The organism is Streptomyces sp. NPDC048290 (assembly GCF_040652095.1).
Taxonomy (GTDB): Bacteria; Actinomycetota; Actinomycetes; order Streptomycetales; family Streptomycetaceae; genus Streptomyces.
The window spans coordinates 227,169-247,585 of the sequence record NZ_JBEZLM010000012.1 but is presented as its reverse complement, the minus strand read 5'-3'; the positions used below and the strand labels follow the sequence as shown (position 1 = coordinate 247,585).

The window sequence follows — 20,417 nt, the reverse complement described above, 5'->3', positions numbered from 1 at the left end:
GCCGGAGTGTCCGCCGGGCCGACGCCCGGACCGTACGCCGAGCCGTCCCTCGGACCGTACGCCGAGCCGTCCCCCGCACCGCGCGCCGGATCACCGAGCGGCGTCGTCCGCCGGACTGTCGGCCGCCCCGCCGACCGACCCGCCCACCGCCCCGCCCACCGCCCCGCCCCGCTCGCCGTCCCCCCGGCCGCCCTCCACCCCGCCCTCCACACCCTCCCCCCGCCCGTCCGCCCAGTGAAATCGGTGCGCGGTGCACGATCCCCGTCGCGTAGATTGCCCGGCGAGGCAGCGGGAGCGACGCGAGAGGCGAACACCAACGTGGCTGGGGCAAGGCAGGCCGTGCGCGAGGCCCGCAGGATCGTCGTCAAGGTGGGTTCCTCCTCGCTGACCACCGCGGCGGGCGGACTCGACGCCGACCGCGTCGACGCCCTGGTGGACGTCCTCGCGAAGGTCCGCGGCCAGGGCGAGCGGGAGATCGTCCTGGTCTCCTCCGGCGCCATCGCCGCCGGACTCGCCCCCCTCGGTCTGCGCCGCCGCCCCCGGGACCTGGCCCGGCAGCAGGCCGCCGCCAGCGTCGGACAGGGCCTGCTGGTCGCCCGCTACACCGCCTCCTTCGCCCGCTACGGCGTCCGGGTCGGCCAGGTGCTGCTCACCTCCGACGACATGAGCCGCCGCGCCCACCACCGCAACGCCTCCCGCACCCTGGACAAGCTGCTCGCGATGGGCGCCTTCCCGATCGTCAACGAGAACGACACCGTCGCCACCGACGAGATCCGCTTCGGCGACAACGACCGGCTCGCCGCCCTCGTCGCCCATCTGGTCCGCGCCGATCTGCTGGTCCTGCTCTCCGACGTCGACGGTGTCTACGACGGCGACCCCAGCAGGCCCGGCACCACCCGGATCGCCGAGGTGACCGGCCCCCAGGACCTGGCCCATGTCGAGATCGGCAGCACGGGCAAGGCGGGCGTCGGCACCGGCGGCATGGTCACCAAGATCGATGCCGCCGGGATCGCCACCGGAGCGGGCGTCCCGGTCGTGCTGACCAGCGCGATCCACGCCGCCGACGCACTCGCCGGACACGACACGGGAACGTACTTCCGTCCCACCGGCAAACGCTCCGCCGACCGACTGCTCTGGCTCCAGCACGCCTCCACCCCCCAGGGCGCGCTGATCCTGGACGACGGCGCGGTCCGGGCGGTCGTCGAACGCCGTACGTCGCTGCTGCCCGCCGGGATCTCCGCCGTCGAGGGCGACTTCAGCGCGGGCGACCCCGTCGAACTCCGGGACACCGGCGGCCACGCCGTCGCCCGTGGCCTGGTCAATTTCGACGCCAAGGAGATCCCCCGGCTCATCGGCCACTCCACCCGTGAACTGGCCCGCGAGCTGGGGCCCGCGTACGAACGCGAGGTCGTACACAGGGACGACCTCGTGATCCTGCATCCGCAAAAGAGCTGATTCGTCCACCACCGGTGGGGGACGTTCCGTAAAACGGCCCCATGGAGCCTTGCAGCCTGCTCAACTTTGACTCAGCGACACATTCGCAAGAGCACCGCGTAAGCCGTGCGGCCGTGGCGCTGGGGAGCGGGAACGGGACCGGGAACGGGACGACAGACCGAAGCACTGAGGAGGCCGCCGTGAGACGAGTGCGTCCTGGGCCGACGGCGTACCGCGCCGGCGCCACCGGGCCGACCGCCCGCCCCGCGGGCACCTCCCGCCCCGCCACCGAGGAACGCGCCCTGACCAGCGTCGCCGCGGGCGAGTGCTACCAGCCCGACGGCGACCACGAGGGCGAGCGGACCGCCGACGCGCCCCGGCTGTGGCATGTCACCCTCAGCGTCTCCGGCGAGGCGGCCCCGCTGAAAGAGGTCCGCCGCGCCCTCCAACAGCTCGCCCACGACCACCCCTTCCTGCTGACCAGCCGCTACGCCGTCGACCATGCCGAGATCCGGTACTGGGAGGAGGCCCGCGATCTGCACGACGCGGCGGCGGTCGCCCTGCGGCTGTGGGGCGAGCACCGGCAGACGGCGGGCCTCCCGCCCTGGGAGATCGTGGGCCTGGAGGTCATCGACCGGGGGACGTACCACCAGCGGATCGCGGAGGGCTACGGCCCCCCACCGGCCTCCCCGGTGGGCGTACACCCCTTCTAGAGCCATGGGTGTATGTGGCGCTCACCCTCAGTGAGGGGTCGTACGGGTCCGTCCCCCGATGTCTCGCCGTTCGGAACACACGGCGAAACGGTCCGGCGGGCGCACTACCCTTCCCCCATGACCACGCTCTCGCCGTACGACTCCATGTCCCCGGTCACCCAGGCCGCCTACCGGGCGAAGGCCGCCGCCGCCGACCTCGCCCCGCTGCCCCGGGCCGCGAAGGACGACGCGCTGCTCGCCATCGCGGACGCCCTGGAGGTCCGTACCGCGGAGATCGTCGAGGCCAACGCCGAGGACATCGCCAAGGCCCGGGAGGCCGGGACAAGCGAGGCGATCATCGACCGGCTGACCCTCACCCCGGAGCGGGTCCGCGCCATCGCCGCCGACGTACGGGACGTCGTCGCGCTGCCCGACCCGGTCGGCGAGGTCGTCCGCGGCTCGACCCTCCCCAACGGCATCGACCTGCGCCAGGTCCGGGTCCCGCTCGGCGTCGTCGGGATCATCTACGAGGCCCGCCCCAATGTCACCGTGGACGCCGCCGCCCTCTGCTTGAAGTCGGGCAACGCCGCCCTGCTGCGCGGCTCCGCCTCCGCCTACGCCTCGAACACCGCCCTCGTCCGGGTGATCCGGGACGCGGTCGGCGGCGCCGGGCTGCCCGCCGACGCCGTCCAGCTGGTGCCCGGCGAGAACCGGGAGAGCGTGCGCGAGCTGATGCGCGCCCGCGGCCTCGTCGACGTCCTCATCCCGCGCGGCGGCGCCTCCCTCATCCGCACGGTCGTCGCCGAGTCCACCGTCCCGGTGATCGAGACCGGCACCGGCAACTGCCATGTCTACGTCGACGCCCACGCCGACCTCGACATGGCCGTCGACATCCTGATCAACTCCAAGGCCCAGCGGGTCAGCGTCTGTAACGCCGCCGAGACCCTCCTCGTCCACCAGGACATCGCCGCCGAGTTCCTGCCGCGCGCCCTGGACGCCCTCGCCGACGCCGGGGTCACCGTGCACGCCGACGACCGGGTCCTGGCCTACGCCAAGGACTCCCGCGCCACGGTCGTCGAGGCCACCGCCGAGGACTGGGAGACCGAGTACCTGTCGTACGACATCGCCGCCGCCGTCGTGGACTCCCTCGACAAGGCCGTCGAACACATCCGGCTGTGGACGTCCGGCCACACCGAGGCCATCGTCACCACCTCCCAGCAGGCCGCCCGCCGGTTCACCCAGTTGGTCGACTCCACCACGGTCGCCGTGAACGCCTCCACCCGCTTCACCGACGGCGGCCAGTTCGGCTTCGGCGCGGAGATCGGCATCTCCACCCAGAAACTGCACGCCCGGGGCCCGATGGGCCTGCCGGAACTGACCAGCACCAAGTACATCGTGACGGGCGACGGACACGTACGGCGCTGAGAACGCGCCCCGCGCCCCCTCCCGTACCCGGGCCACCGCCCCCGTCTCGGCAGACAGATGAATTTCCATACCGTCTGCCCAAATTGACCCCCCAGGTCTACTCTGGATTGCGTGCCGGACGACGTGGGGGGCACGCCGTTCCCTGACGGCTGGATGCCCGACGACGACCACGACCGCGGACTGTCGGACGAAGAGTTCGCCGCCGTGGTCTTCGACGAGGACTTCGTGAAGGCGGCCCCGGTCCATGAGCCGACCGCCGTCGAACGCCTCCTGGCCGCCGCACAGGCGAGAGCGGAGGCGTCCGAGGCCGCGGCCCGCCGCGCCCGCACCAGAGGCGACCACTACGACGACCTCTACGGCCGTGGTCTCGGCCACGACCCCGACCTCGACGACCCCGACGCCCTGGACGACGACTACGGCCAGTCGGGTTACGGCAAACAGGTCCGCTGGCACCGCCCGGTCGCCTGGCTGCTCGCCCTGGTGATGGGCATCGGCATGGTCGCCCTGGCGTTCGCCGCGGTCTACCGGGGCGCCTCCTCCTCCAACCGCCAGGACCCCACCCCGCCCCCGGCCACCACCGGCGTCGAACAGGGCGGTCACGCGGCGCCGCCGTCGGCCTCCGCCGACTACTCCAGGCCGGCCGTCTCCGCCGTCCCCCGCACACCCTGATCGGTACGCCCATCGGTACCGCCCATCGGATGCCGCCCATCGGGTGTTCCCGGGCGGTACCTCCCCTCCGCCCCGCGCTCCGCGTGATCCGCGTACCCGTCCCGGGGGCGGTCCTGCATGGTGAGGACCTGTCAGAAGTTGTCGTGTAGCAGGGCGTTTACCGGGGCGTCGGGAGACCTACTCTGAAGATATGGGCGGACCTGGAGACCCACCTGAGGGGACACCCGACGGCGCCCCCGGCGGTGCGGACGACGAGTACCGATCCGTGGTGTTCGACGAGTCGTTCGTCCGGGCTGCCCGGCTCCAGGAGTTCTCCGCGCGGGAGCGGATGGGCGACCACGCCCCCGCCGTGCGCCGCCGCCCCCCGATGCGCCGGGGACTGTCCCGGCAGGCCCTGATCCTCGTCCTGCTGATCGCGGTCGCCTTCGGCACGGCCGTCTACATGGGCGTCCGCACCCCCTACGACACCGGGACCGCGACCGTGCCCGAGGCCACCGAGCCGCTGCGGATGACGATCGTCCCGCTCGCCCCGCTCCAGGAGGTGCCCGGCACCACCGACCCCGACCGGCTGTTCGCCGCCAGCCCGGCCGCCCAGTTCCGGATCGGCGCCGAGGGGATACCACTGCCGGCCGCCCGCAGCACCTCGCACTTCTCGGACAGCCAGGTCGTCACCGCCCTGACCACCGCCAAGGACTACCTCGTCCGCTCCTCGCTCTACCCCGAGGTGCTCACCGGCGGCGAGATGCGGTCCGTCCGGGTGATGCTCGACCCCGACCAGCTCGACCAGTTCGACGAGAGCTTCGACCATCCCGCCGCCGATGGCCGCCACGCGGCCACCGGTTGGCTGGTCCGCTTCGACCCGGAGACGGTCGAACTCGCCGATCCGCAGATCCGTGTCCAGGGCACCCTCCAGGCCACCGAGACCGACTCCACCACGCTGGAGGTGGTCTCGGACCACATCTTCGTCTACGCGCTGCGCCCGACCGGGGGCGGCACCCAGGCCGAGGCGTCGCTGTTCACCGTCCGCCGCGAGCTTCAGTTCACCTTCGACCGTGACGATCTGCGGCTGCACCAGACCCGGCTCCGGACGTCCCACGCCCAGGCCGGGCCGCTCTCCTGCGCCGAGGACGCGGCGAGCCTGCTGCGCCCGCTGCTGGCCGGCCAGACCGCGAAGACCGGCACCCCGGCGGGCACGGACCCGTACGCCACGGGCAGCACGGCGGCCCTGTGCGGCGCGCTGGCTCCGCACACCCAGCCGGAGGTGTGACGCCGGGTGGGTGTGCGGTTGGTGTCTGCCGGTCGGTGAGCGGCGGGGTGAGGTGGGGTGCCTGCTGGTCGGGGACTTGCGGGGTCGGGTGGGTGTCTGCTGGTCGGTGATCTGCGGGGTGGGGTAGGCGACTACCGGTAGGGGATCTATGGGATGAGGTGGGTGACTGCTGATCGGGGGCCTGCGGAATGAGGTGCGGTGACTGCTGGTCGGGGACCAGAGGGTCAGGTGACTCACCGTCTGGCGGCTGCCCGCCCCGGGCGCTTCCGTTCCGTGGGGCGGGCCATGCCCCCCGCCGGGGCGCGTCGCGCGTTCCCGGCGGTGAGTCCTCGTGCGGTGGCGCGAGCGCTGGGCCGTCAGGGTCCGTACCGACCCTGGCGTCTTCGTGAGGTGGCGCGGGTTCACGGCCGTCAGGGCGCGTACCGACCCTGCCGGTCGGAGCCGGAGCCGGGGGCTCCGGTCCCGTCGGCTCCGCGTCCGGCCGGTCCCCGTCCTCGTCGTACCTGCCCGGTGTCCACCTCCCGCCGCGGGCTACGGCTCCCGCCGGTCCCTCCCGGCGGAGCCGCGGCCCCCGTGCGTCACCCGGCCGGCGTCCGCGCTCTCAGCTCTCGTCGCCCGGAGGGTCCTCCGTGCGGGTCGTGCCGTTGGGCGGGGTGTCCTTCGGGGCGGAGGAGGGGCCGCCCGAGCCGGTGAAGCCGCCGAAGCCGCGCCGCACCCGGCCGCCCAGGTCCCCGGCGCCGCCCGCGATATCGCTGACCAGCTTCATCAGCGGGTCCTTGGACTCCTTCACCTGGCTGGCGTAGCTGGACGCGGACTCCCGGAACGAGTCCGTGACGGAGGTGTTCTTGTCCTCGTCGCGGCGCGGGTAGTGGCCGTCCATGATCCGCTGGTAGTCGCGGGACTCCGCCCACTTCTTCAGCTCGGCCGCGCGGACCGTGGTGAAGGGGTGGGAGCGGGGCAGCACATTGAGGATCTTCAGCACCGAGTCGCGCAGATCGCCACCCGACTCGTACTCCTCGGCCTGCTCCAGGAACGCGTCCACGTTCATCGCGTGCAGATGGTTGCCACCGGCGATCTTCATCAGGCCGCGCATCGACGCCTGGAGGTCCTGACCCACCAGCAGCCCGGCCCGGTCGGCGGACAGCTCCGACTTGCGGAACCACTCGCGCAGCGCCGTCACGATCGCCATGATCGCGACATTGCCCAGCGGAATCCACGCCACCCGCAGCGCCAGGTTGGTGAGGAACAGCAGGATCGTGCGGTACACCGCGTGGCCGGAGAGGGCGTGGCCCACCTCGTGGCCGATGACCGCGCGCATCTCCTCCTCGTCGAGGAGTTCGACCAGGCCCGTGGTGACGACGATGATTGGTTCGTCCAGGCCGATGCACATCGCGTTGGGCTGCGGGTCCTGGTTGACGTACATCGGCGGGACCTTCTCCAGGTCCAGGATGTAACAGGCGTCCCGCAGCATGTCGTTGAGATGGGCGAACTGCCGTTCGGAGACCCGTACGGAGTCGGAGAGGAACAGCAGCCTCAGGCTGCGTTCGGGCAGCAGGCCGCTGAGGGCCTTGAACACCGTGTCGAAACCGCTGAGCTTGCGCAGCGCGACCAGCGCCGAACGGTCCGCCGGATGCTCGTACGCCCGCGAGGAGATCCCCGCGAAGCGGGTGCGCTGCCTGCTCGGCACGTTCTCGTGCCCGTTGGTCTGGTGGCCGTCGTCGGACATGTCATCCCCCAAGTGCGTCTGTTTGTCCCTGAGCGCCCCCGAAGCGGGGCCCAGCCTAGGCGGAGTTACCGTGGACGGGCACTACAGCGAAGGAGCCCCCCGTCATGGACCGCATTCCCACGACCACCTGGCTCACCGAGGCCGCGAACGCCGCCGAGCAGCAGGGTTCGGGGAATCTGCTGAGAGTCGTACTGATCGTGATGGTCGTGGGCTGTGTGCTGACTGCGTGGATCGTGTTGCGTGGCTACAAGCGGAAAGACGACTGAGCCGTCGCGAAGGTTCCCCGGCGCCCGACGGCCCGCGATCCGGGCGGTACCGGGCGGCGCCGGGCAGTGCCCGACGGTGTCGTGTGGCGTCCGGGCGTCCCCAACGGCGGAGTCGGCGTGAGCGGCGATCCGCCCCCCGCTTACGATGAGCCGACGTCTTTATCCCGACCACACCGGATAGGTTCTGCCGACGATGACTTTCCACAGCTCCGCTGCCCAGTTGGTCACCCTTGCCGCGACAGGCGAGGAGCACGGCGGCAACCACCAGAGCCTCAACCCCTACTTCACGGGCGGCGCCGCGCTGGTCATCCTGCTGCTGCTGCTCTGGATCACCACCCGCTTCAACCGCGACCGCTGAGCGCGCGGACCGGGCCGGTAGGGTCTGCTGGCATGGGAGAGCAGGGCATGCCTACCGGTCCGGCGCACACCGGCAAGCGCCGCCTGGGCGTCATGGGCGGAACGTTCGACCCGATCCACCACGGGCACCTGGTGGCGGCCAGCGAGGTCGCCGCCGCCTTCCACCTCGACGAGGTGGTGTTCGTGCCCACCGGGCAGCCGTGGCAGAAGACCCATCGCGCGGTCTCCCCGGCCGAGGACCGCTATCTGATGACGGTCATCGCCACCGCCGAGAACCCGCAGTTCTCCGTCAGCCGGATCGACATCGACCGCGGCGGTCCCACCTACACCGCGGACACTCTGCGCGATCTGCGCGCCCTGAACCCCGACGCCGACCTGTTCTTCATCACCGGTGCGGACGCCCTCGGCCAGATCCTCACCTGGCGTGACACCGAGGAGCTGTTCTCCCTGGCACACTTCATCGGGGTCACCCGGCCCGGCCACACCCTCGCCGACCCCGGCCTCCCGGAGGGCGGCGTCACCTTGGTCGAGGTTCCCGCGCTGGCCATCTCGTCCACCGACTGCCGGGCGAGAGTCGCCAAGGGCGATCCGGTCTGGTACCTGGTGCCGGACGGGGTCGTCCGCTACATCGCGAAACGAGAGCTGTACCGCGGCGAGTGAGCCGAGAGGGGCACCGGTGAACGACCGATACGACGCGGGGTACGAGGGCCAGTACGAACTCGTCGGCTACGACGAGTACGGGCAGCCCGTGTACCGGCAGGTCACCCCAGAGCAGCCCGCCCAGCAGCCCTACGACCCTTACCCACAGCAGGGCTACGGCTACGACCCGTACGCGACCGGCCAGCAGCAGCCCGCCCCCGGCTACGACCCCTACGCCACCGGCCAGCAACAGCCCGTCCCCGGCTATGACCACACGGGCGCCTACCCGGCGGCCTACGACCCGTACGGACAGGCCGCCACCAGCGGGCAGCAGCCGAGGGTCGCCGAGCAGACCGCCTACATCCCGCAGCAGGCGGGCCCGCCCGAACCGGACCCCGTCGAGCAGCCCGGCGCGCAGGAGCCGCCCCGCGCGGACCGCGATTACCACACCGAGCAGTTCGCCTTCGTGGAGGAGCCCGACGGCGACTCCGAGGACGTCATCGACTGGCTCGCCTTCACGGAGAACCGCACCGAACGCCGCGAGGAGGCCAAGCGCCGCGCCAGGGGCCGTCTCGTCGCCCTGGTCGTCGTCCTCGCCGTCTTCGCGGCGGGCGGCGTCGGCTACCTCTGGTACGCCGGGAAACTCCCGGGCGTGTCGTCCTCCGACGACAAGGGCGGCACCACGGCCGCGACGGGCGCCCAGAAGCGGGACGTGATCGTCGTCCACCTGCACGACACCAAGGGCGGCGGCACCTCCACGGCGCTGCTGGTCGACAACACCACCACCCAGCGCGGCACGACCGTCCTGCTGCCCAACGCGCTCGCCCTGTCCGGCGACGACGGCTCGGCGACCACCCTGACCAAGTCCGTGGAGGACGACGGCTCCGCTGGCACCCGCGAGGCCCTCGACACCGCCCTGGGCACCTCCATCCAGGGCACCTGGCGGCTCGACACGCCCTATCTCCAGAACCTGGTCGACCTCGTCGGCAACATCGAGGTCGACTCCGACACCGACGTACCCGACCCGGACGCCAAGAAGGGCGGGGCGCCCCTGGTCCGCAAGGGCTCCCAGCAGACCCTCGCGGGCAAGAACGCCGTGGCGTACGCCACGTACAAGGCGTCCGGCGAGGCCCAGGACGCCCAGCTGAAACGGTTCGGGCAGGTCATGCAGGGCGTCCTGCGCAAGCTGTCGTCCGACGCGCAGGCGGCGACGACCACCGTGCAGACCCTCGCCCAGATCCTCGACCCGTCCCTCACCGACCAGGACCTGGGCACGTTCCTCGCGGACCTGTCCGACCTGGCCAAGAGCGGCGACTACAAGACCGAGCTGCTGCCCGTCCAGGACGACGGCACGCTGAACGCGCAGGCCAGCGCCGCCGTGGTCAAGGACGTCCTGGGCGGCGCCGCGAAGAACCCCGAGGCAGGGACCGCCGTCCGCGTCTCCGTCCAGAACGCCACCGGGGAGAAGGACCGCACCGAGGACGCCCGGGTGACCCTGCTCAACGGCGGCTTCACCTTCCTGGAGGGCGGCACCGCCTCCGCGGCCGAGGCCACCACCGAGATCACCTACGCCGACGACGCCGACAAGGAGAACGCCACAGAGGTCGCCAAGACCCTGGGCCTGCCCACCGGAACGGTCACCAAGGGCGAGGTCTCCGGCAACGCGGACGTCACGGTCGTCCTGGGCCAGGACTACGAACCCGCACAGCCGAGCTAGGGCCCGCCGTTTGGATCATCCCGGCGCTTCGCGGGGTCTGGCACGCACATCTGCCGCGTTGTCGTCAGTCCCCGACGCTCCGCGTCGACTCCCTCCTCCGCCTTGCAGCTGCACGCACCAGACCCCGCTCGGGGCAGCCGACAGGTCACCGTGGCTCACAGCCGGGATGATCCAAACGACGGACCCTAATCCCGTCGGGCCTTGTCCGTGGTCCGTGAGACCCTTGGGGGCAAGTGACCGCCGACCGAAAGCCGTGTAGTGACCGCCACCGACCGCTCCCTGGAGCTCATCAACACCGCCGCCCAGGCCGCCGCGGACAAGCTGGCCCATGACGTCATCGCCTACGACGTCAGCGACGTACTGTCGATCACCGACGCGTTCCTGCTGGCCTCCGCGCCCAACGACCGCCAGGTCAAGTCGATCGTCGACGAGATCGAGGAACGGCTCTCGAAGGAGCTGGGCGCCAAGCCGGTGCGCCGCGAGGGCGACCGCGAGGCCCGCTGGATCCTGCTCGACTACGTCGACATCGTCGTGCATGTCCAGCACAGCGAGGAGCGGGTCTTCTACGCCCTGGAGCGGCTGTGGAAGGACTGCCCCGAGATCGAGCTGCCCGCCGACGCCAAGGCCACCCGTGGCAAGGCCGCCGAGCACGCCAAGCTCCAGGCCGACGAGGAGGCCACGCAGGCCGGTGAGTGGCGGTGAGCGCCGCCGGTGAGGCCGCCGCCGGGTTCTCCTTCGCGGGGACCCAGCGAGGCCGCCGGGTCATCCTCTGGCGGCACGGCCAGACGTCGTGGAACGTGGAGCGCCGCTTCCAGGGCACGACGGACGTCGACCTCACCGAGACCGGCCTCGCCCAGGCCCGCCGGGCCGCCCGGCTGCTCGCCTCCCTCAAGCCCGACGCGATCGTCGCCTCCGACCTCAAGCGGGCCTCGGACACGGCGGCCGAGCTGGCCGCCCTCACCGGGCTGCCCATCAGCCGCGACGAGGCCCTGCGCGAGACCTACGCGGGCGTCTGGCAGGGCCTGACCCACGAGGAGATCATCGAGCGCTACGGCGACCAGTACGCGGCCTGGAAGCGCGGCGAGCCGGTCCGGCGCGGCGGCGGCGAACTGGAGACCGAGGTCGCCGACCGCGCCGCCCCCGTGGTGCTGCGGCACGCCGAGAAGCTGCCCCCCGAGGGCACCCTCGTCGTGGTCAGCCACGGCGGCACGATCCGCACCACGATCGGCCGGCTGCTGGGCCTGGAGGCCCGGCACTGGGAGAGCCTGGGCGGCCTGTCCAACTGCTGCTGGTCCGTCCTCGGCGAGGGCGCGCGCGGCTGGCGGCTGCTGGAGCACAACGCGGGCACCCTGCCCGAGCCGGTCCTCGGCGACGACACCTGAGGCGCCTCCCGCGCGGGCGGCGCCCGCCCGTGGCCCCGGCAGGGCCGGATTTCACTTTCCGGCAGGTCGCAGGCTAAAGTTCTTCTTGTTCGCCCCGCCCACGGGGAGGAACGCGAGGGGCTATAGCTCAGTTGGTAGAGCGCTTGCATGGCATGCAAGAGGTCAGGAGTTCAATTCTCCTTAGCTCCACAGATGAAGATCCCGTCCCGGGCAGGGGCGGGATTTTTCATGTCGGGATTCTCGATCCGCATTGAGTCGGCGGGGGTCCAGGAGCCGTATAGGACGGTGGAGACGCGCCCGGGGGCGCGTCTCCACCACGTCCACCGCAAGGGCCGCGGGCTCGTCGTGGCCGTACTGGTACCCGGGCGTCGCTGACCGTATTGGTCCGGCCGTGGCAGAATCAAACGGCCGAAGGGGGCGCGGCCCGACGGGAGGGAGTAGCGATGCCTGCGAGCATCCCCAGGGAGGTCGGCCACCTCCTTGGCGAAGCGGCGTTGATACAGGACACGACCACGCGGCTCAGCTGCCCTTCCTGCGGTTCCGCGCATGTGGCCCAAGTCCTCGGCGACAATGGCGGGATCTCGTACGTGTGCACGGCCTGCGGCCACAGCTGGAGCTGATCGATGGGTGCACACAGGCGGAAATGCGACTGGTGCGGCAGCGGTACGCCGATCGTCCGCGACATGGAACCGGTCAATCCCGACTACCAGTACTGGTGCGAGGAATGCGCGCGGGCACTGATCATAAAGGGCGACCCGATCGAGACCTACCGTGAACTGGAGGGCGAGCCGATCTACGGCCGGCTCCTCGAAGAACACTGCACGCTCAAACGGTTCTATTCCTTCGTCACGGCCTGACACCCCGTAAGGCGCCCCTAGGAGGCCGCTGCGCGCGGACCGCCGTATGTGCCGCCAGGGCGAGGAAGGCGCAGCCGACCGCCGGGTAGAGGGCGGACAGGAGCAACTCGGCGGGGCCCTGATGCAGTTCGGGCCGGTGCGGGCCGTGCGGCACCCACCACAGGGCGTACGAGCAGAACACCAGGGACAGGGCCGCGGCCCCCGCGTACCGCACCGGCGTCCCGGCCTCGCGGGCCCGCGAGGCCACCAGCAGCGCCAGCGGCACGCACCACACCCAGTGGTGGGACCACGACACCGGGCTGACCAGCAGCGCCGTCACCGCCACCGCGCACACCGCGACCGCCCGGCGCCCCCGGGTCTCCGCCGCGACGGCCACCGCGAGCCCGGCGAGCCCCGTGAGCGCCGCCGCGAGCAGCCACCACAGTCCCGGGTCGGCGGTGTGCAGCAGCCGCGCGAGAACGCCCCGCAGGGCCTGGTTGGCGGTGTCCTCCGCATGCCCGACCCGCCCCGCGCGGAAGACCATCTCCGTCCAGAAGCGCCACGAGTCGTACGGCAGGACCGCCGCGGCGAGGAGGGTCGCGGCGCAGAACGCGAGGACCGCCCCGCGCGCGTGCCGCAGCCGGGCCCCGGCCGAGCCGTACCGCAGCCGCGCGGTGACCCCGGCGGCCAGCAGGAAGACCACGAACAGCGCGGGCGTGAGCTTCACGGCCGCCGCCAGTCCGATGCCCGCCCCCGCCCAGCGGGCGTCCGGGCGGCGCGAGAGGTCCCACAGGACCAGGACCGCGAGCAGCAGATTGATCTGCCCGTAACGCAGGGTCGTCCAGACCGGCTCGCACCACACGGCCAGCGCCGCCACCCACCAGACGACCCGCCCGCGCGTGTGCCCGGTCAGCCGCAGCGACAGCCGGACGAAAACCACCAGCAGGGCGAGGTTCCCGGCGGTCGCCAGGGTGCGCATGACCGGCGTGTCGAGCAGGGTGAGCGGCGTGAACAGCAGGGCGGCGAACGGCGGATAGGTGGTGGGCAGTTGCGCCGCCGTCGTCCGCAGCGCGTACAGATCGCCGCCCGCGCGGACCGTGGCGCCCTCCGCGCGGTACACCATCAGATCGATCATCGACACGTCCGCCGCCCGCTGGGCCAGCCAGAACGCCGTGAACGACAGCAGACAGGCCCCCAGGGCGACCGGGACTCGGCGGGGGACTGCGGGGAACGCGATCACCGTCACGAGGGCCGACACTAGCGCCCTTATCGGTCTTATCTCCGCAGAACGGAATTGATTTGGTGCTGCACCCCGTCGAGCGTGTAATGTTGGCGTCGCCGCCGGGGAGACCCGGCCGACACCAGCGAAAACGCGGTTCGACCGCGTGGCGCGCGGGGCTATAGCTCAGTTGGTAGAGCGCTTGCATGGCATGCAAGAGGTCAGGAGTTCAATTCTCCTTAGCTCCACAGATGAAGATCCCGCCGGATCGGATGATCCGGCGGGATCTTTGCTGTGTCCGCGTCCCGGGGAGCTGTGCCCGCCCCTGGCCAGGGGCGGGCCGGGTCAGCGGCCCAGGGCGCGGCGTCCGCGGCCCTGGGAGAGCACCGGAAGGTTGCGGGCGGGCGCCTGGGCGCGGGTGTCCTCCTCGATGCGCAGGGCGAGCGCGGGACAGCGCCGTACCGCGCGCAGGGCCTTGGCCTCCGCGTAGCGCGGCACCTTGGCCTGGGCGACGGTCGGGAACCCGTCGGCGCCGAGTTCGAAGACCTCCGGGAGGATGTCCGCGCACAGGCCGTGGCCCCGGCACAGGGTCCAGTCGACGTAGATCTTCTGGCGGCTGGGACCGTTGTCCTCGGACTCGCCGCCGCCCGGGATGCCGGTCGGTGTCCTGCCGCCCTCGAACAGCGGCAGCACGCCCTCCACGGGCCGTCCGCAGCCGTTGCCGAGGACATGTGCGGCCAGGTCGTCGGTGAACGCCTTCACGGTCGACTCCAGGAACATCGCGGAGCCGTCCGGATGCGAGCAGGCGCCACGCCGCTTCACGTTCCTGGCGACCTGCTTGACGGCCTCAAGGGCGGCCGGGCCGCCGCCGTTGAGGATGTCCTCCAGGCCGCGCGCGGCGGCGGGCAGGCCGAGGTAGCAGGGGCCGCACTGGCCCGCGCTCTCCTCGGCCAGCCACTGGGCGACCCGCAGCGACTCGCCCAGCGGACAGGTGTCCTGACTGATCGGCAGGATGGCCCCGGCGCCCAGCGAACCGCCCACCGCGTCCAGCGAGTTGCGCGAGACGATCGCCTCGTCGACGGTCGCCGCGTCGATCCACTTGCCGTGGTAGCCGCCGGTCAGCACCCCCTGCGGCACCGGCGGCGCGCCGGCCAGCTGAAGGACGTACCGGAGGGGCACCCCGGTGGGGACCTCGATCACCATGGGGCGGGCGACGGCGCCGGAGACCGTGAGCAGGACCGTGCCCGGCTCGTCGTACAGGCCCGTGTTGCCGTAGCGGTCGGGGCCGATGCGGGCCGCGATGGCCAGTTGGGCGAAGGTCTCGGCGTTGGACAGCAGGGTGGGAGCGCCGCCGACGCCGTTCTGGGAGGCGCTGACCTTGCGGCCGGGCGGGATCGCCGGGCCGCCGTCGATGGAGCGGACCAGGGACGCCGCCGCGCCGGTGACCATGCGCACCGGGTTGCGCTGGACGCGGACGCGCAGCGCCGAGCGGCGGCCGTTGCTCAGACCGCGTTCGGCGAGTGCCGCCTCCATGGAGCGCTGCGTGGACTCACGGGTGACCCCCACCACGAGCGTGCGGGCACCGAGGGCCTCGGCGCACAGCAGCGCGCCGTCCAGGATGAGGTGCGGGGCACGGTTGATGAGGACCGTGTCCTTGCGGCAGGCCGGTTCGTCCTCGCTGCCGTTGACGACCACGACCGGGCGTACGCCCCGTTTGATCGCCGCCTCGGCGACCGAGCGCAGCTTCTTGTGGAAGGGGAAGCCCGCGCCGCCGCGGCCCTTCAGGCGGATGTTCTCGGCGAGCTTGGCGAGTTGCTCGCCGCCCATGGGTTCGAGCGGCCCGTGCACCTTGAGGTGCATGGGCAGATCCAGTCTTTCGACAAGGTCGAAGCCCGACGTGAGCTGGGGAAGCCCGACGACGCGGACCTCCGGGACGTCGGGCAGGGCCTCGTTCACCTAGTGCCTCCGGACGGCGTGTTCCAAGGTTCGCCCGAACCCGGCCCTTCGAAGTCGTAGAAGCCGGGCGTTTCCGTGGCGGGACCGCTGTTGTTGTACGTGTCACCGGTGTTGTACGTGCCATAGGCCGTGTTCGACTCACCGGTGTCGTACACATCACGTCCGCCGTACCCGGCGGCGCCCGGGTCGCTGTAGGTGGGGATGGTGTAGCCCGTGTCCTGGAGCGGGTCGTAGGCCGACGGGGGAGCCTCGCCGACCGGGGGCGGGGAGGGGATCGGCCAGGAGCCCGAGGTGGAGCCGCCGGTGTCCGCGCGGGGCAGGGACTCGGTGGCCTGGAAGTCGGGGAGTTCCATGCGCGCGGTGGGCTCGGCGGCGAAGGACTGATCGGGGCGCGCGGGGCGGGAGACGGCTCTATAGGCGGCGGCGAAACCGGTGGGGGGTTCGGCGGCTGCCGGGCGCATGGGGGCGTCGTAGGACGGGGCCGCCCGGCGTGTCGCGCGCTGTGGTTCGTAGCCGGGCAGGGCGCCCGTGGACTCACCGGCCCGCGCGCGGGCGGCGTCCAGGTCCTCGCGGCCGGGCTTGTCGGAGGTCCCGAGCAGGGCGGTGATCCGGTCGGCGACCTTGCGCTTGACGGGGCGGGGGGCCGCCCGCAGCGCCAGGGCGCCCATGACACCGGCCAGGGAGAGGCCGTACAGGAAGACGAACAGCGGTTTGGCCTCGCGGCCCGCGTACAGGCCGTGGACGAGGGCGGCGCACCAGGCCGGGTAGGCCAGCATGTGCATCGCGCGCCAGCGGGCGGCGACCGGGGCGGGGGAGGCGAAGGCGCCGCGCAGGGCGCCGGTGATGCCCACGAAGATCATCATGAGCCCGGCCAGCGAGCCGAGGCCGATCAGTCCCGCGGTGCTGGTGAAGCCCAGCGAGAAGGGGATCACGGCGGCGATCGGCTCGGTGTGGTCGAGGGCGATCTTGGTGGTGATGTGCAGCAGCAGGAACGCGATGGACGCGACGGCGGTGGTGCGGTGCACGGCCTGTCCGACGATCCGCTGGCGGGCGTTCAGCACGATCCGGTCCTGGGCGACCAGGCCCCAGATCACCGAGCAGCTGAGACACACCAGGGACAGCACTCCGGCGCCGAAGTTCAGGAACTCGCGGAACGCCTCACCTCCGACCAGTACGACCACGGGTATGAGGATCAGGACGGCGGCGGACGCCGCCCCGTAGGCCGAGCGACCCGGCCGGGGGAGCGAGCTGGTACTACGTCGAGGGTTCATGGGGGCAACTCCGAGCGGTTCGGGAAAGCGGTCCCGCTGCCGCACTCTAAGTGGAGCCATACCGATGGGTACGCAGTTTGAGTTATTGCGTTGTTATCAACAGACGATGTGACTGTCGAAGCGTCCGTTTGGGACGGTTACGCGAAGTAATTCTTGAATACTGTTCAGGTTCTGTGCGGTGTTACTGGCGGTAACGTGTGGGGTTGGTGAAGGTCGCGCCCGGTGACTGGACGGTTGCGGAAGCCCTGAGCGGCCCGCTCGGGGGCTGCGGTACCCTAGCGCCATGCGTGCCGTACGCCTTCTGCTTAGCGGGCCGCGCTGATCAGTCCCGGTCCACGGTCGTCACCGTGGCCGGAGTCGGCGCGGCGTCCCCTCCTGTGTGAGGGGATTTTTCGTTTCTAGGGATGTCACAGCCGCAGGCAGAGACGATCGATGGAGCTTTGAAGATCATGAGCGAGACGAACCCCGCTGCCGCCTCCGAGGCGGTCGCGCCGCACCGCTACACGGCGGCCCTGGCCGCCGACATCGAGGCACGCTGGCAGGACTTCTGGGACGCCGAGGGCACCTATGAGGCGCCCAACCCCAGCGGCGACCTGGCCGGGGACCCCGCCGTGGTCGCCGAACCCAAGAAGTTCTTCATGGACATGTTCCCCTACCCCTCCGGTGCCGGACTGCACGTCGGCCACCCCCTGGGCTACATCGCCACCGACGTCTACGCCCGCTACCACCGCATGACGGGCCACAACGTCCTGCACACCCTGGGCTTCGACGCCTTCGGCCTGCCCGCCGAGCAGTACGCGGTGCAGACCGGCACGCACCCGCGCGTGTCGACCGAAGCCAACATCCGCAACATGAAGCAGCAACTGCGCCGCCTGGGCCTGGGCCACGACAAGCGCCGCTCGTTCGCCACGATCGACCCGGACTACTACAAGTGGACCCAGTGGATCTTCGTCCAGATCTTCAACTCCTGGTACGACGACGAGGCCCGCAAGGCCCGCCCCGTCGCCGAGCTGATCGCCCAGTTCGAGAGCGGTGAGCGGGCCGTACCCGGCCACACACGTGCCTGGCCCGAGCTGACCGCCACCGAACGGGCCGACGTACTGAGCGAGTTCCGCCTGGCCTACGCCTCCGACGCGCCCGTCAACTGGTGCCCCGGCCTGGGCACCGTCCTGGCCAACGAGGAGGTCACCGCCGACGGCCGTTCCGAACGCGGCAACTTCCCCGTCTTCAAGGCCAAGCTGCGCCAGTGGAACATGCGCATCACGGCCTACGCCGACCGCCTGCTGGACGACCTGACCGAACTGGACTGGCCCGACGCCATCAAGCTGGCCCAGCGCAACTGGATCGGCCGCTCCGAGGGCGCCCGCGTCGACTTCCCCGTCGACGGCGAGCACATCACCGTCTTCACGACACGCCAGGACACCCTGTTCGGCGCCACCTACATGGTGCTGGCCCCCGAACACCCCCTGGTTGACAAGTGCACCCCGGCCGCCTGGCCCGAAGGCACCCGCACGGCGTGGACCGGGGGCCACGACACGCCCGCCGAGGCCGTCGCCGCCTACCGCGCGCAGGCCGCCGCCAAGTCCGACGTCGAGCGGCAGGCCGAGGCCAAGGACAAGACCGGCGTCTTCACCGGCACCTTCGCCACCAACCCGGTCAACGGCGAACGCGTCCCCGTCTTCATCGCCGACTACGTCCTGATGGGCTACGGCACCGGCGCCATCATGGCCGTCCCCGCCCACGACACCCGCGACTTCGCCTTTGCCCGCGCCTTCGACCTGCCCATGCGCTGTGTGGTCGAGCCCTCCGACGACCGCGGCACCGACCCGTCCACCTGGGACGACGCCTTCTCCTCCTACGACGCGAAGATCGTCAACTCGGCCGGCGCGGACATCTCCCTGGACGGCCTGGACGTCGTCGACGCCAAGGCCCGCATGACCGAGTGGCTGGCCCGCAAGGGCATCGGCGAAGGCACCGTCAACTACCGGCTGCGCGACTGGCTGTTCAGCCGCCAGCGCTACTGGGGCGAGCCCTTCCCCGTCGTCTACGACGAGGACGGCGTCGCCCACGCGCTGCCCGAGTCCATGCTGCCGCTGGAACTGCCCGAGGTCGACGACTACTCGCCGCGCACCTTCGACCCCGACGACGCCGACACCCAGCCCGAGACCCCGCTGTCGCGCAACGAGGAATGGGTCCACGTCACCCTGGACCTGGGAGACGGCCCCAAGAAGTACCGCCGCGAGACCAACACCATGCCCAACTGGGCCGGTTCCTGCTGGTACGAACTGCGCTACCTGGACCCGCACAACGACCAGAAGCTGGTCGACCCCGACATCGAGCGCTACTGGATGGGCCCGCGCGAGGACATGCCGCACGGCGGCGTCGACCTGTACGTCGGCGGCCAGGAACACGCCGTACTGCACCTGCTGTACGCCCGCTTCTGGTCCAAGGTCCTGTACGACCTGGGCCACGTCTCCTCCGCCGAACCGTTCCACCGGCTGTTCAACCAGGGCATGATCCAGGCGTACGTCTACCGCGACAGCCGCGGCATCGCGGTCCCCGCCGCCGAGGTCGAGGAGCGTGACGGCGCCTACTACCACCAGGGCGAGCAGGTCTCCCGACTGCTGGGCAAGATGGGCAAGTCCCTGAAGAACGCCGTCACCCCCGACGAGATCTTCGCCGAGTACGGCGCCGACACCCTGCGCCTGTACGAGATGGCCATGGGCCCGCTGGACGTGTCCCGCCCCTGGGACACCCGCGCGGTCGTCGGCCAGTTCCGGCTGCTCCAGCGGCTGTGGCGCAATGTCGTCGACGAGGAGACCGGCGCGGTCACCGTCAGCGACGACACGCCCGGCGAGGACACTCTGCGCGCTCTGCACAAGGCGATCGACGGTGTGCGTGGCGACCTGGTGGGCCTGCGGTTCAACACCGCCATCGCCAAGGTCACCGAGCTGAACAACCACCTGACCAAGGCGGGCGGCGCCGTGCCCCGCCCGGTCGCCGAGGCGCTGGTCCTGCTGATCGCCCCGCTGGCCCCGCACATCGCCGAGGAACTGTGGCGCAAGCTGGGCCACACCGACACGGTGGTGCACCACGCCTACCCGGTCGCCGACCCCGCGTACGTCGTGGACGAGGCGGTGACCTGCGTCGTCCAGATCAAGGGCAAGGTCAAGGCCCGTCTGGAGGTGCCGCCGGGCATCTCCGACGACGAACTGGAGAAGCTGGCCCTGGCCGACGAGAAGGTCGTGGCCGCGCTGGACGGGGCCGGGGTTCGGAAGGTGATCGTGCGGGCGCCGAAGCTGGTGAACATCGTTCCGGCGTAGTTTGGGGCTGGGGCTGGGGCTGGGGCTGGGGCCTCGGGCCGCCTCGGTCTGATGCTGGGGGCCTCGGTCCGGGCGTGGCTGGTGTTGCCGGCTGTGGTGGGGCGTGGCTTGGCCGTGTTCGTGCCGTGTTCGTGGCCACGTCCGTTGCCGGCCCCGTCCCGTGCCGTGATGTTCGCGTGCCGGTCCCGTGCCGTGCCGTTCTCGTGCCATGCCGGTCCCGTGGCGTAGGCACGGTCGG

Annotated in this window: 17 protein-coding genes and 2 tRNA genes; 15 read left to right on the top strand and 4 right to left on the bottom strand. The window is 71.4% G+C overall.

Annotated elements, in window-relative coordinates; all coding sequences use genetic code 11:
* Positions 1-339: 339 nt before the first annotated feature.
* From proB to AB0D49_RS22505, 5 genes are all read left to right on the top strand, one after another.
* Positions 340-1,455, top strand: coding sequence for a glutamate 5-kinase (gene proB, locus AB0D49_RS22525; RefSeq protein WP_362760199.1), 1,116 nt, complete (start codon positions 340-342; stop codon positions 1,453-1,455).
* Positions 1,456-1,643: 188 nt separating this feature from the next.
* A complete protein-coding gene (locus AB0D49_RS22520) occupies positions 1,644-2,147 on the top strand; it encodes a hypothetical protein (RefSeq protein WP_362760196.1) in 504 nt (167 codons plus the stop codon).
* Between the two features lie 117 nt (positions 2,148-2,264).
* Positions 2,265-3,551 carry a glutamate-5-semialdehyde dehydrogenase gene (locus tag AB0D49_RS22515; protein WP_362760057.1) on the top strand — a complete coding sequence of 429 codons (1,287 nt, stop codon included), beginning with the start codon at positions 2,265-2,267 and terminating at the stop codon, positions 3,549-3,551.
* 111 nt (positions 3,552-3,662) lie between these two features.
* Positions 3,663-4,220 (top strand): hypothetical protein, encoded by a 558-nt coding sequence (locus AB0D49_RS22510; protein ID WP_362760054.1) that lies wholly within the window; start codon positions 3,663-3,665, stop codon positions 4,218-4,220.
* 190 nt (positions 4,221-4,410) lie between these two features.
* A complete protein-coding gene (locus AB0D49_RS22505; protein ID WP_362760051.1) occupies positions 4,411-5,487 on the top strand; it encodes a hypothetical protein in 1,077 nt (358 codons plus the stop codon).
* Positions 5,488-6,088: 601 nt separating this feature from the next.
* On the opposite strand, the gene AB0D49_RS22500 is transcribed toward AB0D49_RS22505, so the two are convergent.
* The gene (locus AB0D49_RS22500) at positions 6,089-7,213 is read right to left on the bottom strand and encodes a M48 family metallopeptidase (RefSeq protein ID WP_362760049.1); all 1,125 of its coding nucleotides are present in this window, start codon (positions 7,211-7,213) and stop codon (positions 6,089-6,091) included.
* Positions 7,214-7,317: 104 nt separating this feature from the next.
* On the opposite strand from AB0D49_RS22500, the gene AB0D49_RS22495 reads away from it, so the two are divergent.
* From AB0D49_RS22495 to AB0D49_RS22460, 8 genes are all read left to right on the top strand, one after another.
* Positions 7,318-7,479, top strand: a complete 162-nt coding sequence (locus AB0D49_RS22495; protein ID WP_362760046.1) for a hypothetical protein — start codon at positions 7,318-7,320, stop codon at positions 7,477-7,479.
* A gap of 193 nt (positions 7,480-7,672) precedes the next feature.
* Positions 7,673-7,837, top strand: coding sequence for a hypothetical protein (locus AB0D49_RS22490; RefSeq protein ID WP_362760043.1), 165 nt, complete (start codon positions 7,673-7,675; stop codon positions 7,835-7,837).
* A 32-nt stretch (positions 7,838-7,869) separates the two neighbouring features.
* On the top strand, positions 7,870-8,496 hold the full coding sequence (gene nadD, locus AB0D49_RS22485; protein ID WP_362760040.1) for a nicotinate-nucleotide adenylyltransferase: 627 nt from the start codon (positions 7,870-7,872) through the stop codon (positions 8,494-8,496).
* Positions 8,497-8,512: 16 nt separating this feature from the next.
* On the top strand, positions 8,513-10,192 hold the full coding sequence (locus AB0D49_RS22480) for a LytR C-terminal domain-containing protein (RefSeq protein WP_362760039.1): 1,680 nt from the start codon (positions 8,513-8,515) through the stop codon (positions 10,190-10,192).
* Positions 10,193-10,450: 258 nt separating this feature from the next.
* Positions 10,451-10,894 (top strand): ribosome silencing factor, encoded by a 444-nt coding sequence (rsfS, locus tag AB0D49_RS22475; protein ID WP_362760037.1) that lies wholly within the window; start codon positions 10,451-10,453, stop codon positions 10,892-10,894.
* The gene (locus tag AB0D49_RS22470) at positions 10,885-11,574 is read left to right on the top strand and encodes a histidine phosphatase family protein (protein ID WP_362760034.1); all 690 of its coding nucleotides are present in this window, start codon (positions 10,885-10,887) and stop codon (positions 11,572-11,574) included. The genes rsfS and AB0D49_RS22470 overlap by 10 nt, the downstream gene beginning before the upstream one ends.
* Positions 11,575-11,690: 116 nt before the next feature.
* A tRNA-Ala gene (locus AB0D49_RS22465) sits at positions 11,691-11,763 on the top strand.
* Positions 11,764-12,197: 434 nt separating this feature from the next.
* Entirely contained in the window at positions 12,198-12,431 is a 234-nt protein-coding gene (locus tag AB0D49_RS22460) for a hypothetical protein (protein WP_003976229.1), read from the top strand.
* On the opposite strand, the gene AB0D49_RS22455 is transcribed toward AB0D49_RS22460, so the two are convergent.
* Positions 12,421-13,656, bottom strand: coding sequence for a glycosyltransferase 87 family protein (locus AB0D49_RS22455; RefSeq protein ID WP_362760032.1), 1,236 nt, complete (start codon positions 13,654-13,656; stop codon positions 12,421-12,423). The two genes, AB0D49_RS22460 and AB0D49_RS22455, sit on opposite strands and share 11 nt — an antisense overlap.
* A 148-nt stretch (positions 13,657-13,804) precedes the next feature.
* Between AB0D49_RS22455 and AB0D49_RS22450 the strand changes: the two genes are divergently transcribed.
* Positions 13,805-13,877 (top strand) — tRNA-Ala (locus AB0D49_RS22450).
* Between the two features lie 97 nt (positions 13,878-13,974).
* On the opposite strand, the gene AB0D49_RS22445 is transcribed toward AB0D49_RS22450, so the two are convergent.
* Both AB0D49_RS22445 and AB0D49_RS22440 read right to left on the bottom strand, forming a co-directional pair.
* Positions 13,975-15,585, bottom strand: coding sequence for an NADH-ubiquinone oxidoreductase-F iron-sulfur binding region domain-containing protein (locus AB0D49_RS22445; protein ID WP_362760030.1), 1,611 nt, complete (start codon positions 15,583-15,585; stop codon positions 13,975-13,977).
* Positions 15,582-16,856, bottom strand: coding sequence for a cytochrome b/b6 domain-containing protein (locus tag AB0D49_RS22440; RefSeq protein WP_362760027.1), 1,275 nt, complete (start codon positions 16,854-16,856; stop codon positions 15,582-15,584). The genes AB0D49_RS22445 and AB0D49_RS22440 overlap by 4 nt, the downstream gene beginning before the upstream one ends.
* A gap of 449 nt (positions 16,857-17,305) precedes the next feature.
* On the opposite strand from AB0D49_RS22440, the gene leuS reads away from it, so the two are divergent.
* On the top strand, positions 17,306-20,179 hold the full coding sequence (gene leuS / locus AB0D49_RS22435; protein ID WP_362760024.1) for a leucine--tRNA ligase: 2,874 nt from the start codon (positions 17,306-17,308) through the stop codon (positions 20,177-20,179).
* Positions 20,180-20,417: the final 238 nt, after the last annotated feature.